Here is a 20,601-nt window from a genome sequence, read left to right as displayed (position 1 = left end):
AGGGGGGATACGAACCGTCAGCGTCAGCGGCGCGTTTCGCTCGCGCGACGTGCGCGATCGAGCGCGACCGCGGTCACGACGATGCCGCCCGTGACGATGTCCTGCACCCAGTTGTCGATCCCGAGGTAGGTCGATCCCGTGCGGATCACGGTCATCAGGAGCGCGCCGAAGAGCGCGCCTGCGACCGAGCCTTCGCCGCCTGCGAGGGAGCCGCCGCCGATCACCACGGCTGCGATGACTTCGAGTTCGAGGCCCACCGAGTCGGTCGGGTCGCCGACCGTGAGCGTCGAGAACTCCATCACGCCCGCGAGCCCGGCAAAGAGCCCCGCGAGCCCATAGACGAGCCATTTCACGCGCTCGACGCGCACGCCGCAGAGCCGCGCCGTGGCCTCGTTCGACCCGATGGCGACGATGTGCCGCCCGCCTTTCGTGTACACGAGCATCGCCGCCACGAGCCCCGACGTGGCCAGCATGATCCACACGCCCGGCGGAAACAGGGCCCAGCCATACCCAGGCGGGAGCGGCGCGACGAGGGCGTCGAGGCCCGAGGATGGCGCGTCGATCTTCTGCTCGTCCGCGAGACCTTTCGCGAGGCCTCGGAGCGCCCGCATCGTGCCGAGCGTGACGATGAAAGGCGTGATCCGCAGCGTCGTGACGAGCGCGCCGTTCACGAGACCGGAGAGGAGGCCGCTCGCCATGGCGGCTGCGGCGGCGAGGATCGCGGGCGCGCCCGCGCGCATGCAGAGCGCGCAGACGACCGTGGAGAGCGCGACGTTCGAGCCGACGGAGAGATCGATCCCGCCGAGCAGCATCACGAGCGTCATGCCACTCGCCGCGATGCCCACGACCACGGTCTGGCCGGCCATCGTCGTGAGGTTCTCCGCCCGGGTGAACGAGCCGGGCGCGACGATCGCGAAGATCACGTACACGACGACGACGGCCACGAGCGGGCCGAGAAACGGGTACTTACGCAAGTACTTCATGAGGCCCCTGCCTGCTCCAGCATCACCGCGCGGACGTCGAGCTCGCCCACCGGCCGCGCCGGGCCAAGCTCGCCCTTGTGCATGACCGCGATGCGGTCCGCGATCCCCACGAGCTCCTCGGCCGCGCTCGACACCACGAGGACAGCCTTGTTCGATTCACACGCGAGCCGGTCGATGAGCGCGTAGATCGCGGCGCGGGCGCCCACGTCCACGCCGCGCGTGGGCTCGTCGAGCAGGAGCACGTCGACGTCGTGGTAGAGCAGCCGCGCGAGCGCGACCTTCTGCTGGTTGCCGCCCGAGAGCGAGCCGACGGGCGCGTCGGGCCCCGCGCAGACGACGCCGAGCTTCTCGATGAACCGCGCGGCCGCCGCGCGCATCCGCGCAGGCGTGACGAACCCGAGCGGGCCGAGGCCCACGAGCCGCGAGAGCGTGACGTTGTCCGCGATCGTGAGCCCGAGCGCGAGGCCCTCGCCGCCGCGATCCTCGCTGAGCAGGCCCACGCCCTGCGCGAGCCGGGCCGCGGGCGAAGCCGGGCCCACGTACGCGCCGACGCGCACCTCGCCGCGGCGCACGCGATCAAGGCCGAAGATCGCGCGCAATAGCTCGGTGCGGCCCGAGCCGACGAGGCCGGCGATGCCGAGCACCTCGCCGCGGCGAAGCACGAGGCTCGCGCGCACGGGCAACCCCGCGCCCGCGAGATCCTGCGTCGAGAGGACGACGTCGCCGGGGACGCGCGGCGATCGTGGATAGAGATCCTCGATGGATCGACCGGCCATCATGGTCACGATGTCCGCGGGCGTGGCCTCGGCGACGCGGCCGGTCCCGGCCGTGCGGCCGTCGCGGATCACCGTGAAGCGGTCTGCGATGCGGCGGATCTCGTCGAGGTGGTGCGAGATGTACACGACGGCGAGGCCGGCCTCGCGCAGGCGGGAGACGACGGCGAAGAGGGCCTCGACGTCGTCGGCGCCGAGGCTCGACGTGGGCTCGTCGAGCAGGAGCAAGCGGCAACGAGGCTCCGTGATGGCGCGGGCGATCTCCACGAGCTGCCGCTCCCCCGGGCCGAGATCCCGCACGAGCGCGTCCGGCCGCAGGCGATGTTTCTTCGCGCCCGTAGGATCGATCGCGAGGAGCGCGCGGGCCGCGATCGCCCGCGCTTCCTCGCGCTTGAGTACGCCGAACCGTGTGGGCTCGCCGCCAAGCAGGACGTTCTCCTCCACGGTCATGTGCGGGCAAAGCGCGCGCTCCTGGCTGACGAGGCGCACGCCGGCCGCGCGCGCGGCGGCGGGATCTTTCGGCGCGAACGGCGCGCCGTCGAGCGTGAGGCGCCCGCCGTCCGGCCGCACCGCGCCGGCCAGGATCTTCACGAGCGTGCTCTTCCCCGCCCCGTTTTCGCCGAGCAACGCGTGCACCTCGCCGGCGCGGACGTCGAGATCCACGCCGGCGAGCGCGGTCGTCGCGCCGTACGCCTTCGTCACGCCCTGCGCGACGACGCCGCTCACTTCCCGAGCCACGGCGCGAGGTCGGGCGCGACGATCGCCTTCGTCTCGGGCTTGTCGAGGCTCGCCTTGTCGACGACCACCGCGCCCGTGTCGATGCGCGGCGCGACGGGCTTGCCGGCGAGGATCTCGGCCATCGCGCGCACGGCCTCGTAGCCGATCTTGAAGGGATCCTGCACGACGAGCGCGTCCACGTGCCCATCCCGGAGCGCGCCGACGAGCTTTTCCGAGGCGTCGAACCCGACGAACTTGATCTTCCCGGCGAGCCCCGCCTTCCGCAGCGCGAGCAGCATCCCGAACGTGGTCGATTCGTTGGGACAGAAAACACCGTCCACGCCGCCGCTGCCGGCGCTCTGCGCGGCGAGCAGGCTCTCGGCCTTCTCGAAGGCGCTCTCCGTGGTGGCGCCGCCGTACTGGTTGTCGCTCACGATCTTGATCTCGGGCATCTTCCGGATGGCCTCCAGAAAGCCCTCCTCGCGCTTCTGCGTGCTCGCCGAGCCCTCCTGGTAGCGGAGCACCGCGATCTTGCCCTTCTGCCCGAGCAGCGCGGCGAGCTTCTCGCCGGCGAGCCGGCCGGCCGCGAGGTTGTCGGTCGCGACGAAGCTCTTGTGGGCGCTCCCCGCGAGATCCGAGTCGAAGATCACGACGGGGATGTTCGCCTTCACGGCGCCCTCGACCGGCTTTTCGAGGGCCTTGTCGTTGAGCGGCGCGAGCACGATGCCGCTGACGCCCTGGGCGACGAAGCTCTGCACGACGTCGATCTGCCCCTTGAGATCGTCCTCCGCGAGCGGGCCCTTCCACACGATCTCCACGCCGATCTCGCGCGAGGCTTTGACGGCGCCCGCATGCACGGCCTTCCAGAACTCGTGCGTCGTGCCCTTGGGGATGACGGCGATCTTGGTCGCGCCTCCGTCCTTGCTTCGATTGCACGAGAGCAGGAGCAGCGCGGCGACGAGCGTGAGGGCGAAACGAAGGGTCCGGCCAAACATGGGCGCCGAGTATAATCGGCCGGGATGCAAGACCGTCACTATCTCGGGATCGACGTGGGCACAGGGAGCGTACGTGCCGCCCTCTTCGACGGCCAAGGACGCAAGCTCGGGATCGGCGTACGACCGATCTCGCTGCATCGCCCCGCGCCGGACTTCGTCGAGCAGTCGTCCGACGAGATCTGGGCGGCCGCGTGTGAGGCCACGCGAAGCGCGCTGCGCGAAGCGGGTGATCGCCCGGAATTCGTGGTCGGCGTGGGGTTCGACGCGACGTGCTCGCTCGTGCTGCTCGACGAGGGCGATCGCCCCGTGACCGTGAGCCCCACGGGCGACGATCGATGGAACGTGATCGTGTGGATGGATCACCGCGCGATCGAGGAGGCCGCGCGCATCAACGCCGGCGGCCACGAGGTGCTGCGGTACGTGGGCGGCGTGATCTCGCCGGAGATGCAGACGCCGAAGCTCCTCTGGCTCGCGACGCACCTCGGCGCGAGTTATAGGCGCGCCGCGCGTTTCCTGGATCTGCCGGATTTTCTGGCCTATCGCGCGACCGGGAGCGACGTGCGTTCGCTCTGCACCACCGTGTGCAAGTGGACCTACCTCGGGCACGAGCCCGGCGCGGACGGGAGCATCGGGCGCTGGGACGACACGTATTTCCGGTCGATCGGCCTCGGGGATCTCGTCGACGAGGGGTTCGCCCGCATCGGCAAGCGCGTGCGGCCCATGGGCGAGCGCGCAGGGGGTTTGACGGAGCGCGCCGCGGCCGAGCTGGGCCTCCGCGCAGGGACGGCCGTGGCGGTGCCGATCATCGACGCGCACGCCGGCGGGCTCGGGTTGCTTGGCATCCCAACGAAGGGCGTGGCTCCGGACGAAGGCGCGATGGAGGAGCGGCTCGCGCTCATCGGCGGGACGTCGACGTGCCACATGGCGTCGTCCCGCGAAGCGCGCTTCGTGCCGGGCGTGTGGGGCCCCTACAACTCGGCCATGATCCCGGGCCTCTGGCTCACGGAGGGCGGGCAAAGCGCGACGGGCGCGCTCATCGATCACGTCGTGCATGCGCACGCGCGGGGGCCGGAGCTCGCGGAGGAAGCGCGGCGGCGCGGGACGACGGTGTACGCGCTCTTGAACGAGCGGCTCGACGCGCTCGCCGCGAAAGCCGCGTTCCCGGCAGCCATCACGCGCGACGTGCACGTGCTGCCGGACCACCACGGCAACCGTTCGCCGCGGGCCGATCCGACGCTCAAGGGCATGGTGAGCGGGCTCGGGCTCGCGGACGACGTCGACGCGCTCGCGGTCCTGTACCTCGCGACGATCCAGGCGCTCGCGCACGGGACGCGGCACATCCTCACGGCGATGAACCAGGCGGGCTACCGGATCGAGGCGCTCTACGCGACGGGCGGGGACACGAAAAACCCGGTCTTCGTGCGGGAACACGCGGACGTGACCGGATGCCGCGTGATCCTGCCCCGCGAGCCCGAGGCGGTCCTGCTCGGCGCGGCGATCCTCGGCGCCGTGGCCTCGGGCGATCAGCCGACCGTGCTCGCGGCGATGGGCGCGATGAGCGAGGCCGGCGCGGTCGTCACGCCCACGGGCGGCGAGGTCGCGCGCTTCCACGACCGGAAGCACCGGGTCTTTTTGCGGATGTACGAAGATCAGATGGCGTATCGCGCGCTCATGCGCGAAGACGCGTGACGAGATGGCAGGGAACCACATGGATTGGCGTGAGCGTTTCGCGGACAAGATCACGACAGCCGAAGGTGCCGTGCGGGCGATCCCGCCGGGGCGCCGCATCCTCATCGGCTCGGGCGCGGCGGAGCCGGCGCGGCTCGTCGAGGCGATGACCGAGAAGGGGACGCACCTCGAAGGCAACGAGATCGTCCACCTGCTCACGCTCGGCCCCGCGCCGTACGTGAAGCCGGGCCTCGAAAGACGCTTCCGCCACACGGCGTTTTTCATCGGCGCGAACGTGCGCGAGGCCGTGGCCGAGGGGCGCGCCGACTTCATGCCGGTCTTCCTCTCGGAGATCCCGCAGCTCATCTGCTCGGGCCGCGTGAAGATCGACGTCGCGCTCGTGCAGGTCTCGCCGCCGGACGAGCACGGCTACGTGAGCCTCGGCGTCTCGGTGGACATCGTGCGCGCCGCGATCGACACGGCCGATCTCGTGCTCGCCGAGGTGAACCCGCGTATGCCGCGGACCCACGGCGACTCGTTCCTGCACGTGGATCGGATCGGCCACCTCGTGCCCGTCGACGACGAGCTGCCGGAGCGCGAGGCCGAGCCGCTCGACGACGTCGACCGGGCGATCGGCCGCCACGTGGCGAGCCTGGTGCCGGACGGCGCGACGCTGCAGATGGGCATCGGCAAGATCCCGGACGCGGCGCTCGCGGCGCTCGACGGGCACCACGATCTCGGCATCCACACGGAGATGTTCTCCGACGGCGTGATGCACCTCGTGCACAAAGGCGTGATCACCTGCCGCAAGAAGACGCTCTTGCCGGGGAAGATCGTGACCTCGTTCGTGATGGGCAGCCGCGCGCTCTACCGCTGGGTGCACGACAACCCCTTCGTGGAGATGCGCTCGTCGAGCTTCACGAACGACCCGTTCACCATCGCGCGCAACGATCAGATGATCGCGATCAACGCGGCCCTCGCGATCGATCTGACGGGCCAGGTCGCGGCCGACACGCTCGCGGGCCGGTTCTTCTCGGGCATCGGCGGCCAGGTGGACTTCATCCGCGGCGCGGCGCGGAGCCGCGGGGGCAAGCCGATCATCGCGATGCGCTCGACGGCGAAGAAGGGCGCCGTGAGCCGCATCGCGGCGACGCTGGAGGCCGGCGCGGGCATCGTGACGAGCCGCGGCGACGTCCATTACGTGGTGACCGAGCACGGCATCGCGGATCTTTGGGGCAAAAACATTCGTGAGCGTGCGCTCGCGCTCATCGACATCGCGCACCCGGACCACCGCGCGGATCTGCTCGCGGCCGCGAAGCAACGTCGCTACGTTTTCCTGGATCCCGCCTGATTTCCCCTGTCATGTGAGGCGCCGGCCGCTGGAATTTGGCCCGCCTCCAGCGGCACGACTAGGCTCGGCGCACTTCCTGCTCCGCAGGGGATCACATGCGTGGAACAAGGCGAGCCATTCGTATTGCGGTGCTGTTCGCCGCGCTCGGGACGATGTCAGGGACGACCGACGTGGCCTCTGCGGGCCAGGTCCGCGGCCCCATCGACAGCGACGGCGACGGCATTTCGGACATGTCCGACAACTGCCCGCACGTCGCGAATCCGTCGCAATCCGATTGCGACGGAGACGGGAGCGGCGATGCGTGCGACGCGGCGAGCGTGATTTCCGAGCAAAAGGTGAACGTCACGCCCGACATGGAGAGCTGCCTCCAGTACAAGTTTCACGGCTGCGCCGGGTCGAAGCGGGCCACGGTGCAATACCAGTGCCTCGCGCGCGGGACGTCCTGGACCGAGAATCGCTGGTGCACGAGCGGGCAGGTGCAGCGGAGCAACACGTCGAACTTCCAGACGTGGGAGTATTATCTCCGGAATGTGCCGTGGCCTTCGTGCGCGGAGTGAAGGCTCGGATCAGGGCGCGGGGATAGTGTCCTCGGGCTTGATCGCTCGCATGAATCACCGGCCCATGGCGTAGAGCTCCTTGCCGCGCGCGGCGGCAGCCCAGTCTTGGCGGGCGAACCGGCGGAGCTCCTCGGGGTCGTGCACGACGGCCTACCCGATTACGGAACATCGTCCCGGCCCCTCCCAGGATATCCTCCCCCTCGTGCACGACCTCACCGGCCTGCTCCGCAATGGCATCGGCGTCGGCGTCCCCGTCCTCGTCGGCTTGGCGTTTGCCCTCGCGACGTTCCGGGAATCAAAGCGGGTCCAGCGCGAGAACGAGCGGCGCGCCAAGGCCGAGAACGAGGTCCGCGCGCCCGGCGATCTCAGCCCAGGCCTCGCGCGCCTCCGTGTCCACGTCGTCGACGCCGGCAGCGCTGCGCGCGTCAACATGGGCACTTCCGTCGAGTCTGCCGAGGACCTCTCGGGCGCACCCGAGCTCGAAACCGTAGAGGTCCTCCTCGCCGACGAGAGCGGCCGCACGTTTCGACTGCCCGCCGGCCATCGCCTCAAGGTCCACGCTTTCGGCGGCGCGCGCCGCCATCTGACCGAGTCGGTCACCACCGAGGACGGGGGCGTCCGTCAGCGCTTTTCCTTCGAGGTCGGCCCCGCGCAAAGCTTCGTCCTCGCCTGCAAGCTCCCCGAGGCCACGGCCGGCAACCATCCCTTTCGGCAGGCCGACGACGCGGCGGCGCTGCTCCCAGCGGGGGATCGATTCGAGATCAACCCTCCGCCGGACAAGGCGCAGACGAGCGGCGTCGGCTGCATCGTGGTTCCGTGCCTCGTCCTAGGCGCCGTCGCCGCGACGGTCCCCGAGCACACGGGATGGCGAATCGCCGGATGGATCGTTTGGCTGATGTGCGTGCTGCTCGGGCTCGTCGGACGCTCGGTCGCGAACGATACCCTGCCGAAGGCGTAGAGATAGAGGCGGAAAGTATCAGCAGGGGGCGGAGAAGCGCCGCGAGCGCCTCGAAGCTAGGGAGGGCGACGCAGGAATACTCCCGTATTCCGAGGAGCCCGACCGACGATTCGAGGCGCGCAGCAAGCTTATCCGTCCCCTGCTATTCGCCGCCCGGCGCGGGGGCCGGATTGGCGTCGGGGGCTTCGTCGTCGTTCGAGCCGCCGAACTTGAACGTATTGCGCGCCCAGACCGAGAGGTCGTCGAAGAGCGAATACGCGACCGGCGTGGCCAGCAGGGTGAGCAGGAGCGCGAGCGTCTGGCCGCCGATGATGACGAAGCCCGTCGCGCGGTTCGTGCCCGCGCCCGCGCCGCTGGAGGCAACGAGCGGGACCATGCCGGCCACGAACGCCGCCGTCGTCATGAGGATCGGGCGGAGACGATCCTTGTTCGCGAGCAGGATCGCTTCGAGCCGCGGCAGGCCCTCTTCCCGCAGCTTGAGCGTGTGATCGATCTGGAGAATCGAGTTCTTCTTCACGACGCCGAAGAGCACGAGGATGCCCAGCATCGAGAAGATGTTCAGCGATTGCTTGAAGATGATCACGCTCAGGATCGCGAACGGCACCGTCAGCGGGAGGCTCAGCAGGATCGTGATCGGGTGCAGCCACGACTCGAACTGCGCCGCGAGCACGAGGTACATGAAGATGAACGAGAGCAGGAAGGCGAGGCCGAAGTTCTTCGCGGCGCGGCCGAGCTCGCGGGAGCGGCCCGTCGCGCTCGCGCTGTACCCCGGCTCCATCCCGAGGTCCTTCGCGGCCTTGTCGAGCGCCTCGATGACCGTGCGCTCCGAGAAGCCCTTCTGCAGGTTGCACATGATCATGACCTGCCGCTGCCGGTTGTAGCGGTCGATCTTCGACGGGCCCGAGCCCTCCGTGAACGACACGAGGTTCTCGAGCGAGACCGTGCCGAGGCGCATCGAGGGCACCGTGAGCCGCTTGAGCCCCTCGACATTCGAGCGGTAGCTCGGCACCGCGCGGACGTGGACCTCGTACTGCTCGCCCTTCTCGTTGTAGTTCGTCACTTCGTAGCCGCCGACGAGCAGGCGCAACGAGCTCGCGATGTCGGCGACGCTGACGCCGAGATCCGACGCTTTTTCGCGATCGATGTGCGCGCGGAGCTCGGGCTTGCCGAGGATGAGCCCGGTGTCGGCGTCGACGACACCCGGCAGCGTCTTCATCTTGGCGAGCAGCGCCTCGGCGTAGGACGAGATCTTCGTCATGTCCGGGCCGGTGATCTGGTACATGACCGGGTAGTTCGCGCCGCCGCCCATCGAGTTCACGGGGCCGATCGAGATCCGGTAGTCCTTGCCGTACTTGGGCAAGAGCTCCGCGCGCGCCTTGTCGATGAGCTCCTGCTGCGAGAGCTTGCGCTCGTTCGCGGGGAGGAGTTTTACGTAGAGGCTCGCGAGGTTCGGGGTCTTCTGCGCGTCGTCGCCGACGGTCGTGATCGCGTACGCGACGCCCGGGATCTTTTCGAGATCGCCGACGATGCGCGTCGCGATGAGGCGCATCTCGTCGAGGCTCGTGCCCTCGTTCGCGCGGATGCTCGCCTGGAACTGCGACTCGTCCTCGTCGGGGAGGAAGTTCGCGTTCGCCCGGCCCGCGAGGACCGGAATCGAGAAGAGCGCGACGACGCAAGAGACCACGATCACCCAGCGGTGCGACATCGACCAGCGGAGGACCCGGACGTACGTGCGCTCGATCGCCCCGTAGATCCCCTTCGCCTCGCCGTGGCCATGCCCGTGCCCGTGTCCGTGGCCCGGGGCCGGGGCTGCGGCCGGGGCCGCGGCGGCCTGTACCTTGCCGTCGCTCCCCTTCTTCACGTGCCTGCGCAGCCACCGCGCGCACATCATCGGCGTCAGCGTGAAGCTCACGAGGAGGCTCACCATGATCGAGAACGACATGGTCAAGCCGAACGAGCTCATGAAGCGGCCGACGATGCCGCCCATGAACGCGACCGGGAGGAAGACGGCGACGAGCGAGAGCGTCGTCGCGAGCACGGCGAGGCCGATCTCCTTCGTCCCGTTGATCGCGGCCTCCATGGGCCGCTCGTCATTCTCCTCGATCCGCTTGAAGACGACCTCGAGGACGACGATCGCGTCGTCGATGACGATGCCGACGGCGAGCGTGAGGGCGAGGAGCGTGATCGCGTTCAGCGTGAAGCCCGCGGCGCGCATGACGCCGAAGGTGCTGATGACGCTGGTCGGAATGGCGACGGCCGCGATGATCGTGGACCGGGCATTGCCGAGGAACGCGAACACGATGAGCGCCGCGCAGAGGGCGCCGAGCACGAGGTGCTCCTTCACCGAGTGGATCGAGTTTTCGATGAACTCGGACTGATCCCGGGCGATGTCGATCGTGTAGCCCTGGGGCAGGCGCTTGCCGAGCTCCTCGAGGCGCTCCTTGACCGTGCTCACGACCTCGACCGTGTTCGTGCCGCTCTGCTTGCGGACGTTGAGCACGACCGTGGCGCGCTGGCCCTTGAAGCCCACGGATTCGGGCTCGGCCGTGCCGTCCTCGACCTCGCCGATGTCGTTGAGGCGCACGCCGTAGCCGTCGCGCGTCGCCACCACGATCTCGCCCATCTCCCGGACCGACTCGACGCGGCCGCGCGTGCGGAGCGTGAGCTGGCGGGCGCCTTGCTCGACGCGCCCGCTCGGCAGCTCGATGTTCTGCGTCTTCAGCGCGCGTTCGACCTCGGGGCCGGAGATGCTGTACTTCTGGAGCTTCTCCGGGTCGATCCAGACGTTGATCTGCCGCGGGCGACCGCCGATCAGGGTCACCTGGCCGACGCCGTTGATCGACTCGATCTGCCGGCGCACGACCTTGTCCGCGGTCTCCGTGACGTCACGCACGTTGCCCGGGCCCGAGAGCGCGAGCGTGAGGATCGGCGCGGCGTCCGGGTCCATCTTCGCGATCACGGGCTGCTCGATGCCCGGCGGCAGCTCGTTGAGGACCGCGTTCACCTTGTCGCGGACCTCCTGCGAGGCGACGTCGACGTCCTTTTCGAGGACGAACGTGACGATGACCATGCTCACGCCCTCCGAGGAGGAGCTGCGGAGCTCGTCGATGCCGCTGATCGTGTTGACGGCGCTCTCGATCTTGTCGCTGATCTCGGTCTCGATTTCCTCGGGCGCCGAGCCCGGGAGGATCGTGGTGATCACGACGGCCGGGAAGTCGACTTTCGGAAAACGATCGAGGCCGAGCTGCACGTAGGAGAAGAGCCCGACCACGGTCAGGATGAGCACGATCACCGTCGCGAAGACGGGCCTTCGTACACAAATCGCTGCGAGCCATTGCATGGGTTACTTCGCTCCAGGGGCAGCGACGTTCACGTCGGCGCCGTCCTGCAAGAGGTCGACTCGCTCGATCGCGATCTCGTCGTTCGCGGTCACGTTGCCGCGGATCTCCACCTCGCCGTCGATCTCGCGGCCGAGCGTGACGATGCGCTCGACGACGCGGTTGCCCGCACGAACGAAGACGCGGCTCGCGCTCCCGCTGGATCCGACGGCGGCGCGGGGGACGAAGATCGCGTTCGTGTCGGCCTCGCCGAGCTCGACGTACGCGCGCGCGAAGTAACCAGGCTTGAGCTGGCCGTCCGCGTTCTGGACCTCCGCCTCGATCGGCAGCGTGCGCGACTGCGCCTTGAGGCTCGCGCCGACGCGCTTGACCGTGCCCTTGAAGGTCTTGCCCGGGTGCGCCGAGACGGTGAGCGTCACCTCCTTGCCCGCGGTGACCTTCGACGCGTCCGTCTCCGGCACGTCGATGCGCAGCCGCAGGATCTCGTCGCGCACGACAACGGCGACGACCTTGCCCATAGGCGCGAACTCGCCGACCGTGGCGCGGCGCTCGGCGACGGCGCCGTCGAAGGGCGCGCGGATGCTCGTGTCGGCGACCGATTTGCGGGCGAGGTTCGCCTGGGATTGCGCGGCCGCGAGGCCTGCCCAGCCTTGCATCGCGCCGTTCAGCGCGCCCTCGTACTGCGCGCGCGCCTGCTCGGCGCGGGATCGCGCCTGATCCCACTGCGACGCCGAAATCGATCCGCCCTCGTAGAGCTTCTTCGTCCGGTCGGCCTCGGACACGGCGAGGTCCATGCCCTCCTTCGCGGCGCGGACCTCGGCGACGTTGTTCGGATCGAACTTCTGGCCCGACTTCACGCCGAGCTTGGCGAGCGCCTGGGTCGCCGATGCGTCGGCGGCCTGTGCGCGCAGGGCCGGATCGCGGCTGTCGAGCTGCACGAGGATGTCGCCCTTCTTCACGCGCGTGCCGACGTCGATCTCGACCTTCGTGACGATGCCGGAGGTCGCGGAAGCAACCTCGCTGGTCTCGTCGGCGGCGAGCGTGCCGGTCAGCTCGAGCGTGGGCGAGAGCTTGCGCTCGGTGACCTTCGCGAACTTGACCGCCGGCGCGGGCTCGGCGGTGGCGCTCTCCGCGGGTTTGGCCTTCTGCTCGGCGTTCTTCTTGGCGCACGAGGGCGTGAGCGAAAGAAGCAGCGCGAGCGCGGCGACGTACGCGGGTTGATCAAGACGCATCATCGTTCTCCAAGATTGCTTTCATCACGCGGGCGCTCGGGGCGATCGGCCCTGCCCGCGCCGTTCAAATAAAGGTCCACGAGGAGCGAGGCCTCGGCTTCGAGGTTGGGGTGGCTCTGCTCCATGACCATGCCGATGGTGGAGGCGCGAAGAAGGCCGCCGAGCATGCGCGCGAGCGGCACGGGATCCATCTGCCGGAGCGCGCCGCACGAGATCCCCTCGTTCACGAGGGCGAGCGTGGTGGCGCGGAGCTTTTCGAAGTGCTCCACGGCTTTTTCTTTGAGGATGTTCGAGGCCGAGGCCGTGCCCTTCGCGAAGAGCCCGCAGTCGAGCGCGACCTGGTGGAAGTCGCGGTGCTCCTCGACGAACTGAAGCGTGCGGACGACGCAGCACCTGAGCTTTTGAGCGAAGGGCTCGGGATCCGTGGGATGCGGCCGCAGGCTCCCGATCATCTGCTCGAGCCGCACTTCGAGCAGCGCGTGGAGCACGTCTTCTTTCTGCTCAAAGTGGTTGTAGACGGTGCCGACCGCGATCCGCGCGTGGTCGGCGATGTCCTGGATGCGCGCGCCGTGGAAGCCCTGCTTGGCGAAGACGTGCTCGGCGGCGTCGAGGATCGCGTTACGGAACAGCGCCTTGGCCTCGTCACGGCGACGTGGAAGCGCTGTTCGTCGTGCGGACGAGTTGCTCACGGGGTGAACCGTCGCTCATCTTTTGAACGAAGGCAACGACCGTTCGCCGCAAATCGATGAATTTGGGGGGATAACTAACGAGATCGGGTCACGATGCTGCGGGGCGTCGACGGCGAAGCCGTGAAGCACCCCACATCAACCCAAGGAGTCCGAGTCCCGCGACCCCGGAGCGCGCGTCGCCCGGGGCGCGGACGGCGCAGGAACCGTCGTCGCCGCTGCTACTGCCGCCGCTTCCGCCTGCGCCGCCGTTTCCGCCGTTTCCGCCGCCTCCGCCGCTCCCGCCTCCGCCGCCGCTCCCGCTTTCGTCGCAGACGCCGCCGGGATGGACGTCGGCCCCGGTCCACATCGGCTCGTCGGGGGTCCACTGCGTCATGCCGGGCGGGTCGACGCGCACGTGGCAAGGCAGCGAAACCACACTGGATCCGCCGGATTGTCCCGCTGCGTCGTGGGTCGTCACGCGGAACGTGAAGGCCGTCGCGGGCTCTGCGCCTTGGAGTTCCTGGGCGAGCTTGTAAAACCGCAGCGCGCCACCCGCGAACACCGAGCGCGTGAATGCGAGGTCTTGCATCGCCGCGTCCCGGAAGGCCTCGACACGCCACACCTCGGGCGCCGCATCCGCCGCCGCCGCGGCCGCGTCGACGTGCAGAAAATACGCCAAATCGCTGTCGGACTGGCAATCCCCGACGCTCGCCTTGAAATCGGGGTAGTCGTAGACGTTGAAGAGCAGGCTCTTCACCGGCTCCGGCGCCGTCGTGTCCGGCGCGCTCGTCGTGAACGAAATCGATACCGGTTCACACGTGACGCCCGCGGTGCAAAAATCGCCGCTGACCTTCACGACCTGCCCGATCGATGGGGTCGGGTCGATGTGCACGACGAACCCGCCGAGGCCCTGGAGCGCCGCGTCCGCGACCGGCACGAACGACGCGGGGTTGCCGTCGACGGTGACGGTGACGGCGTCGAGCGAGATCGAATGACCTGAAAAGAACAACGCCGCGTTCATGGGGTACGTTGCCCCGTTCTCGGGGATGTGGTTGTAAAGGCCCGGCAGCGGGGGCGTGCAGGCGTCGGCAGGCTGTGGGGCCGCGAAGACGAGCGAAAACGCCGCCGCGAGACCAAGCGACAAACGGGGGAGCATACGCATGGGAAGCCTCCTCGGAGAAGCAAGGACGCCCCATCGTATCGCGGAAGCCGAGGGGGCCCGAGCCCTCTTGACCGGAAAGGGCCATCCCCCCATAGTGACCCACCGGTCAGTAATGCCTCGTATCGCCGATCCACGCGCGCGCATCGACCTCCTCCGGGCCGCTGAAGCGATCTTCGCCGAGAACGGCCTGGCCGCAGCCAAGGTCGAAGACATCACGATCCGAGCAGGCGTGTCGAAGGGCGCGTTCTACCTGCATTTCAAGAGCAAGCAGGACTGCTTCCGGCAGATCGTGGAGGGCGTCGTGGCGCGGCTCGCGTCGTGCGTGGAGGCCGCGCGCTTCGACGAGTGCCCGCCGGCCGAGGACCTCGAGGCGCTCCAGGAGAGTCGCCTCGCCCACGTCGTCGACCTGCTCGAGTTTTGCTGGCAAAACCGCGGGATCTTGGGGATGATCCTGACCGGGGGAGGCGGGACGCCGTATGCGTACCTGATCGACGCGTTCACCGATCGCATCGAGCGGCAGAGCGAGACCTGGCTGCGGCACAGCGTGGAGGTGGGGCTCTACCGCGACGACATCGAGCCGGCGATCGTCGCGCGGCTCATCGCAGGCACGCACGAGCGGCTGGTGCGCGAGATCATCAGGCAGCCGCGACGCCCGGACATCGAGGGCTGGGCGCGTCAAGCGCAGGATTTGCTCACGCGCGGGCTCTTCTCCGTGGCGGCGAGCGCGGTAGTTGACCGGACGGTCACGAAGAACCGGGAGCGGGAGGAGAGCCCGCGAGAACCCAGGTCGAGGGCGAAGGCAGGATGAGCACCGTGGCAACGACGGGTACGACGAAAAAGTTTGGCGCCGGCAAGCTGATCGCCCTTGCGATCGTGCTGGGCACCGGGGGGCTGATCGGGGTCCGGGTCAAAGCCAAGATGGACCAGAAAAAGGCGCTCGAAGCGCAATCGGCCGTGACGGCCGAGCACGCCGCGGCGCCCGGCAACCCAGCGGCGCCTCCGAAGGTGACGGCGCGCGGCGGCACGCTGCTCGCGAAGCCCGAGGCGATGCGCTGGCAGCCGAGGGTCGCCGTGACGGGCACGCTGGAGCCGATCCAGCAGGCCGACGTGGGCTTCAAGGCCGGCGGGCGGCTGCTCGCGATCAAGGCGAAGATCGGCGACGTCGTGAAGACGGGGCAGGTCCTCGGCGTGGTCGACGCGTCGGAGTCCTCGGCGCAGGCGAACGTCGCGCAGACGGGCGTCCGCGTGGCCGAGGTCTCGCTCGAAATGGCGAAGGACGCGCAAAGGCGCTCGGATACGCTCTTCCAGCAGAGCGCGGTGCCCGAGGCGGAGAAGACGACGGCGACGCAGCGGGCGCTGCTCGCGGCGGCGCAGCTCGAACAGGCGCGCGCGCAGGCGCGGCTCGCGTCGGTGTCGGTCGGCAATGCGACGCTCACGGCGCCCTTCGGCGGGCTCGTGACGCGCGCGCCGAACGGCATCGGCAAGATCGTCGCGCCGGGCGAGCCGCTCTATCACGTCGAAGACACGTCGGTGCTCAAGCTCTCGGCCTCGGTCTCCGAGAACGACGCGAATGTGTTCGAGGTCGGCGCCGCGGTGTCGATCGACGGCGCGCCGAAGGCCACGGGCAAGGTGACGGCGGTGCTCGGCTCGCTCGATCCGCAGACGCGCCGGGTGCCGGTGATCGCGGAGATCCCGAATGGGCCCGAGGTCGGGATGCTCTCGGGCTCGTTCGTCCGCGCGCAGATCGTGGCGGCGGAGACCATCGAGGTGCTGCGGCTCCCCGCTTCGGCGCTTCGGCCCGGAGCGCAGGACGAGATCGTCGTGGTGCAGGACGGCAAGGCGCACCTCGTGCGGGTCTCGTTCACGGTCGCGCCCGACGGCTCGCTCTACGTGCGCAAGGGGCTCGAGGCTGGGGCGTCCGTCGTGGCGAACCCGAGCCCCGAGGTGAAGGAAGGCGAAGCGCTCGATCTCGGCCCCGCGGCGGCGGCGCCCGCGAAGTGATCGGCTGAACCACCAGGCGAACGAGGACATTTCATGAACCTCTCGGCGATCGCCATCAAGCGCCCCGTCTTCACGGTGATGGTCGCGATGGCGCTGCTCGTGCTCGGCGTCGTGGGCTACCAGCGCCTCGGCACGGATCTCTTCCCGGACGTGTCTTTCCCCGTCGCAAGCGTGACGATCGTGTATCCGGGCGCGAGCCCGGCCGAGATCGAGACGCAGATCTCGAAGCCGATCGAGGACGCGGTCGTGTCGCTGAACGGCATCGATCGCGTGCGCTCGTTCTCGCGGGAAGGCGTGTCGACCACGGTCGTGATCTTCAAGCTCGACGTGGATATCCAGGAGGCCGCGCAGCTCGTGCGCGAGCGCGTGGCGCAAGCCCGCTTCAAGCTGCCCAAGGATATCGAGGAGCCCGTCATTTCGCGCCTCGACACAGGCGCGGCGCCGGTGCTCGTTTACACGCTCCGCGGCAAACGATCCCTGAGCCAGATCCGGGATTTTGCCGACGACGTGATCCGGCCCTCCCTCGAACAGGTCGACGGCGTGGCGGCGGTGAACATCCGCGGCGGCGCCGAGCGCGAGGTGAAGGTGCTCTTGGATCGGGCGCGGATCGACGCGCTCGGCGTGCAACCCTCGCAGATCGTGGCGGCGATCCGGGGCGCGAACCTGACGGTGCCCGCGGGGCGCTACGAGCAGGGGACGCGCGAGATCAGCGTGCGCGCGATGGGCGAGCTCGAAGCGGTCGATACGCTGCGCGATCTCGTGGTGTCGATGGCCCGCGACGGCTCGTCGGTGCGGCTGCGCGACGTGGCCGACGTGCAAGACGCCTTCGAGGACATGCGCACGCGCATCCGCGTGAACAACGAGGAAGCCGTGGCCTTCGAGGTCGTCAAGCAGAGCGGCCGCAACACGGTCGAGATCTGCCAGGGCATCCGGACCCGGCTCGCGACGCTCGAAAAGCAGTTCCCCGAGGATCTCAAGACGTCGCTGATCATGGATCAGTCGACGTTCATCGAGGAGAACGCGCACGAGGTGCAGATCGCCATCTGGTTCGGCGGCGCGATGGCGATCCTGATCATCCTGATCTTCATGCTGGATCTGCGCTCGACGCTGATCAGCGCGGTCGCATTGCCGACGAGCGTCGTGGCGACGTTCTTCCTGATGTACGTGCTCGGCTTCACGCTGAACATGATGACGCTGCTCGGCCTTTCTTTGGCGATCGGCCTGCTCATCGACGACGCGGTCGTGGTGCGCGAGAACATCTTCAAGCACCTGGAGCGCGGCGAACCACCCATGGAAGCCGCGCTGAACGGCACGAAGGAGATCGCGCTCAGCGTGCTCGCGACGACGCTGACCATCGTGGCGGTCTTCGTGCCCGTGGCGTTCATGGGCGGCATCGTGGGCCAGTTCTTCCGTCAATTCGGGCTCACGGTCTCGGGCGCGGTGCTGGTGTCGCTCTTCGTGGCCTTCACGCTCGATCCGATGCTCTCGTCGCGGTTCTCGAAATCGCTCGAGCACGGAGCGAAGGATCCATTCGCCTGGCTCAAGCGGCCGTTCGAGTGGGTCTTCCGCGCGATGGACGATTCGTACCGGGGGCTCCTCGGCTGGGTCGTGAAGCACAAGCTCGTGGTGGGGCTGCTCGCGTTCGGCACGCTCATCGGTTCAGGGCAGCTCATGGCGCTCATGGGCTCGGACTTCGTGAACCCCGAGGATCGCGGCGAGATGATGGTCGAGATCGAGCTGCCCGCAGGGACGTCGCTCGACGAACTCGCCGTGCAATCGCTCGAAGCCGAAAAGAAGCTGCTCGCGCACCCGCAGATCAAGACGCTCTACGTGACGCTCGGGCCGGGCGGCGAGGTGAACAAGGCGCACTACCGCATCCTGACCACGAAAAAACACGAGCGGTCGATGCACATCGACCACATCAAGGACGAGGTCCGCGCGATTGCGAAGAGCGTCCCCGGGGCCAACGTCGTCATCACGGATCCCGAGTTCGTGGAGGGCGCGGGCGTGCAGGCGCCGATCATGATCCTCGTGCGGGGCGACTCGTACGACGACATCCGCGCGCTCGCGGATCAGGTCGCAGGCGCCCTCCAGACCACGGTGGGCGTGACGGACGTGCAGGTGAAGTTCTCGCCCGGCAAGCCCGAGATGCGGGTGAAGGTGGACCGGCAGCGCGCGGCCGATCAGGGCATCAGCGTGGCGCAGGTGGCGATGACGCTGCGCACCGCGATCGAGGGCGAGGAGGCGAGCAAGCTCCGGCAAGGCAAGGACGAGGTGCCGATCCGCGTGCAGATGCGCGAGGAGGATCGGGCGTCTCCGGCCGAGCTTTCGCGGCTCACGTTGTGGTCGCCGCGGGGCGCGGTGGCGCTCGCGGATATCGCGCGGCTCGAAATGGGCGAGGGTCCGCAGGTGATCGAGCGTGAGGATCGGCAGCGGCAGATCGCCGTGTGGGCGTCGCCGCGGGGCCGCTCGCTCGGCGAGATCGTGGGCGAGCTCATGCCGAAGATCGACACGCTGCAGAAGCCGAAGGGCACGTCGCTCGCCTACGACGGGCAGATCGAGCAGATGAACGACACGAACTCCTCGATGGGGACGGCGCTCCTGCTCGCGGTGATCTTCATCTACCTCGTGCTCGCGTCGCAGTTCGAGAGCTTCATCCACCCGCTGACGATCATGATGACCCTGCCGCTCGCGCTCGTCGGCGCGATCCTGGGGCTCTTCCTGATGGATACGTCGATGGCCATGGGCGCGATGATCGGGATCATCCTGCTCATGGGCCTGGTCACGAAGAACGCGATCTTGCTCGTCGACCGGGCGATCGTGCGCGTGCGCGAGAACAACGAGACGCCGCTGCAGGCCATCCTGGAGGCTGGGCCGGAAAGGCTCCGTCCGATCCTGATGACGAGCGCTGCGATGGTGCTCGGCATGCTGCCGACCGCCCTCTCGAACGGCGAAGGCAGCGAGTTCCGCGCGCCGATGGCCATCGCGGTCATCGGCGGCGTCGTGAGCTCGACGTTGCTCTCGCTGATCGTGATCCCCGCGCTGTACCTCGCCATCGAGAATGCGAAGGCGTGGCTCCGGGCGCGCGGCATCGTGAAGGGCGACGCCGAGCCCGCGCCCGCTGCCGAATGAACAAGCGGGGCCCACGCGGCCCCGCTTGTTGACGTCCCTCCCCGAAAGCCCAAAGGAGCCGCTGCCCTGCTGCGAGAGGAGGCGCGCGCGCTCATGGTCGGCAAGCTCAGCTCGGACGAGATCGAACGGGTCCTCGGGACCGCAATGATCGCCCACCTCGGCTGTCATGCCAGCGGCCGGACGTACGTCGTGCCCATCACGTACGCGTACGAGGACGACTACATCTACGGCCACACGGGTGAGGGCCTGAAGCTCGCGATGATGCGCGAAAACCCCGAGGTCTGCGTCGAGGTCGAGAAGATCGACGGGCCCGCGCACTGGCGGAGCGTGATCGCGTGGGGCACGTTCGAGGAGCTCTCCGGGCGGGACGCCGCGCATGCGCTGCAGGTCCTCCTGGAGCGATATTTCTCGCGTGAGGCGAGCGAGACCACGCGCGGACCGCTTGGACCGCACCGTCAAGGCGCGGTTCACCCGGACGCACACCTCTTTCGTATCCACCTCACCGAAAAGACCGGGCGCTTCGAGGACGGCGCGCGAAAGCGGCCGCGACCGACGCTCGTTCGTTAAGTTTGTCACAGTGTAAACCGCCAAGAACATGGCTCCGAACAGGTTTCACCCGGGACATGCGAGGGTTCGTCCTTCCTGCATGACGGTCGGGTGACGTCGCTCGGGGCGTCTCTGGTTTTGCGTTCGTCCCGGCGTGCCTCCGTGGTAGACGCGGCGCAGAGGGACAATCATGCGCAGGACCACGAAGCTGACCTTGATGGCATTCGCCCTCCTTTCCACCGGCACAGGCTGTGAGATCATCGCCGCGGTGGATCGGAGCCAGATCGACCCGTCGACGGGCACCGCCACGGGAGGGACCGGGGGCATCGGCGGCATGGGCCCCGGCTCCGGCGGCATGGGCCCCGGCTCTGGCGGCATGGGCCCCGGCTCCGGCGGCATGGGCGGCGGCGGCATGGGCGGCGGCGGCATGGGCGGCGGCGGCATGGGCGGCCTCGGCGGCATGGGCGGCATGGGCGGCGGCGGCATGGGCGGCCTCGGCGGCATGGGCGGCATGGGCGGC

General features: G+C 68.8%; 15 protein-coding genes and 1 pseudogene. 9 read left to right on the top strand and 7 right to left on the bottom strand.

Annotated elements, in window-relative coordinates:
* Nucleotides 1-23: 23 nt before the first annotated feature.
* The 3 genes from E8A74_RS36600 to E8A74_RS36590 are packed head-to-tail and all read right to left on the bottom strand — an operon-like array spanning nt 24 to nt 3,468.
* The gene (locus tag E8A74_RS36600; protein WP_136933729.1) at nt 24-983 is read right to left on the bottom strand and encodes an ABC transporter permease; all 960 of its coding nucleotides are present in this window, start codon (nt 981-983) and stop codon (nt 24-26) included.
* Nucleotides 980-2,494: a sugar ABC transporter ATP-binding protein gene (locus tag E8A74_RS36595; RefSeq protein ID WP_211365530.1), complete on the bottom strand. Its 1,515-nt coding sequence runs from the start codon at nt 2,492-2,494 to the stop codon at nt 980-982. The genes E8A74_RS36600 and E8A74_RS36595 overlap by 4 nt, the downstream gene beginning before the upstream one ends.
* The gene (locus tag E8A74_RS36590) at nt 2,479-3,468 is read right to left on the bottom strand and encodes an ABC transporter substrate-binding protein (protein ID WP_136933727.1); all 990 of its coding nucleotides are present in this window, start codon (nt 3,466-3,468) and stop codon (nt 2,479-2,481) included. The genes E8A74_RS36595 and E8A74_RS36590 overlap by 16 nt, the downstream gene beginning before the upstream one ends.
* Before the next feature lie 24 nt (nt 3,469-3,492).
* Here E8A74_RS36590 and E8A74_RS36585 point away from each other — a divergent pair, with 24 nt between their 5' ends.
* The 4 genes from E8A74_RS36585 to E8A74_RS36570 all read left to right on the top strand — a co-directional run bounded on the left by E8A74_RS36585 (nt 3,493) and on the right by E8A74_RS36570 (nt 8,002).
* Nucleotides 3,493-5,157: an FGGY-family carbohydrate kinase gene (locus E8A74_RS36585; RefSeq protein WP_136933726.1), complete on the top strand. Its 1,665-nt coding sequence runs from the start codon at nt 3,493-3,495 to the stop codon at nt 5,155-5,157.
* A 19-nt stretch (nt 5,158-5,176) separates the two neighbouring features.
* Entirely contained in the window at nt 5,177-6,487 is a 1,311-nt protein-coding gene (locus E8A74_RS36580; RefSeq protein WP_136933725.1) for an acetyl-CoA hydrolase/transferase family protein, read from the top strand.
* A 95-nt stretch (nt 6,488-6,582) separates the two neighbouring features.
* Nucleotides 6,583-7,044 (top strand): thrombospondin type 3 repeat-containing protein, encoded by a 462-nt coding sequence (locus E8A74_RS36575; protein ID WP_136933724.1) that lies wholly within the window; start codon nt 6,583-6,585, stop codon nt 7,042-7,044.
* 202 nt (nt 7,045-7,246) lie between these two features.
* Entirely contained in the window at nt 7,247-8,002 is a 756-nt protein-coding gene (locus tag E8A74_RS36570) for a hypothetical protein (protein WP_136933723.1), read from the top strand.
* Nucleotides 8,003-8,144: 142 nt separating this feature from the next.
* Here E8A74_RS36570 and E8A74_RS36565 read toward each other — a convergent pair whose 3' ends face one another.
* The 4 genes from E8A74_RS36565 to E8A74_RS36550 form a co-directional block, all read right to left on the bottom strand.
* Nucleotides 8,145-11,342, bottom strand: coding sequence for an efflux RND transporter permease subunit (locus tag E8A74_RS36565; protein ID WP_136933722.1), 3,198 nt, complete (start codon nt 11,340-11,342; stop codon nt 8,145-8,147).
* A 3-nt stretch (nt 11,343-11,345) separates the two neighbouring features.
* The gene (locus E8A74_RS36560; protein ID WP_232379914.1) at nt 11,346-12,575 is read right to left on the bottom strand and encodes an efflux RND transporter periplasmic adaptor subunit; all 1,230 of its coding nucleotides are present in this window, start codon (nt 12,573-12,575) and stop codon (nt 11,346-11,348) included.
* The gene (locus tag E8A74_RS36555) at nt 12,572-13,261 is read right to left on the bottom strand and encodes a TetR/AcrR family transcriptional regulator (protein WP_136933721.1); all 690 of its coding nucleotides are present in this window, start codon (nt 13,259-13,261) and stop codon (nt 12,572-12,574) included. The genes E8A74_RS36560 and E8A74_RS36555 overlap by 4 nt, the downstream gene beginning before the upstream one ends.
* An 88-nt stretch (nt 13,262-13,349) precedes the next feature.
* Complete coding sequence (locus E8A74_RS36550; protein ID WP_136933720.1) at nt 13,350-14,402, bottom strand: hypothetical protein; 1,053 nt, start codon at nt 14,400-14,402, stop codon at nt 13,350-13,352.
* 112 nt (nt 14,403-14,514) lie between these two features.
* On the opposite strand from E8A74_RS36550, the gene E8A74_RS36545 reads away from it, so the two are divergent.
* The 5 genes and pseudogenes from E8A74_RS36545 to E8A74_RS54245 form a co-directional block, all read left to right on the top strand.
* Complete coding sequence (locus tag E8A74_RS36545; protein ID WP_136933719.1) at nt 14,515-15,210, top strand: TetR/AcrR family transcriptional regulator; 696 nt, start codon at nt 14,515-14,517, stop codon at nt 15,208-15,210.
* A 5-nt stretch (nt 15,211-15,215) separates the two neighbouring features.
* A complete protein-coding gene (locus E8A74_RS36540; protein ID WP_170229643.1) occupies nt 15,216-16,403 on the top strand; it encodes an efflux RND transporter periplasmic adaptor subunit in 1,188 nt (395 codons plus the stop codon).
* 33 nt (nt 16,404-16,436) lie between these two features.
* Nucleotides 16,437-19,535, top strand: a complete 3,099-nt coding sequence (locus tag E8A74_RS36535; RefSeq protein WP_136933717.1) for an efflux RND transporter permease subunit — start codon at nt 16,437-16,439, stop codon at nt 19,533-19,535.
* Between the two features lie 93 nt (nt 19,536-19,628).
* On the top strand, nt 19,629-20,102 hold the full coding sequence (locus E8A74_RS36530; protein WP_136933716.1) for a pyridoxamine 5'-phosphate oxidase family protein: 474 nt from the start codon (nt 19,629-19,631) through the stop codon (nt 20,100-20,102).
* A gap of 169 nt (nt 20,103-20,271) precedes the next feature.
* Nucleotides 20,272-20,601 (top strand): annotated as a pseudogene (locus E8A74_RS54245) (hypothetical protein); the annotation flags it as partial.

The organism is Polyangium fumosum (genome assembly GCF_005144585.1).
GTDB lineage: Bacteria > Myxococcota_A > Polyangia > Polyangiales > Polyangiaceae > Polyangium > Polyangium fumosum.
This window is presented reverse-complemented; position numbering and strand designations above follow the sequence as displayed.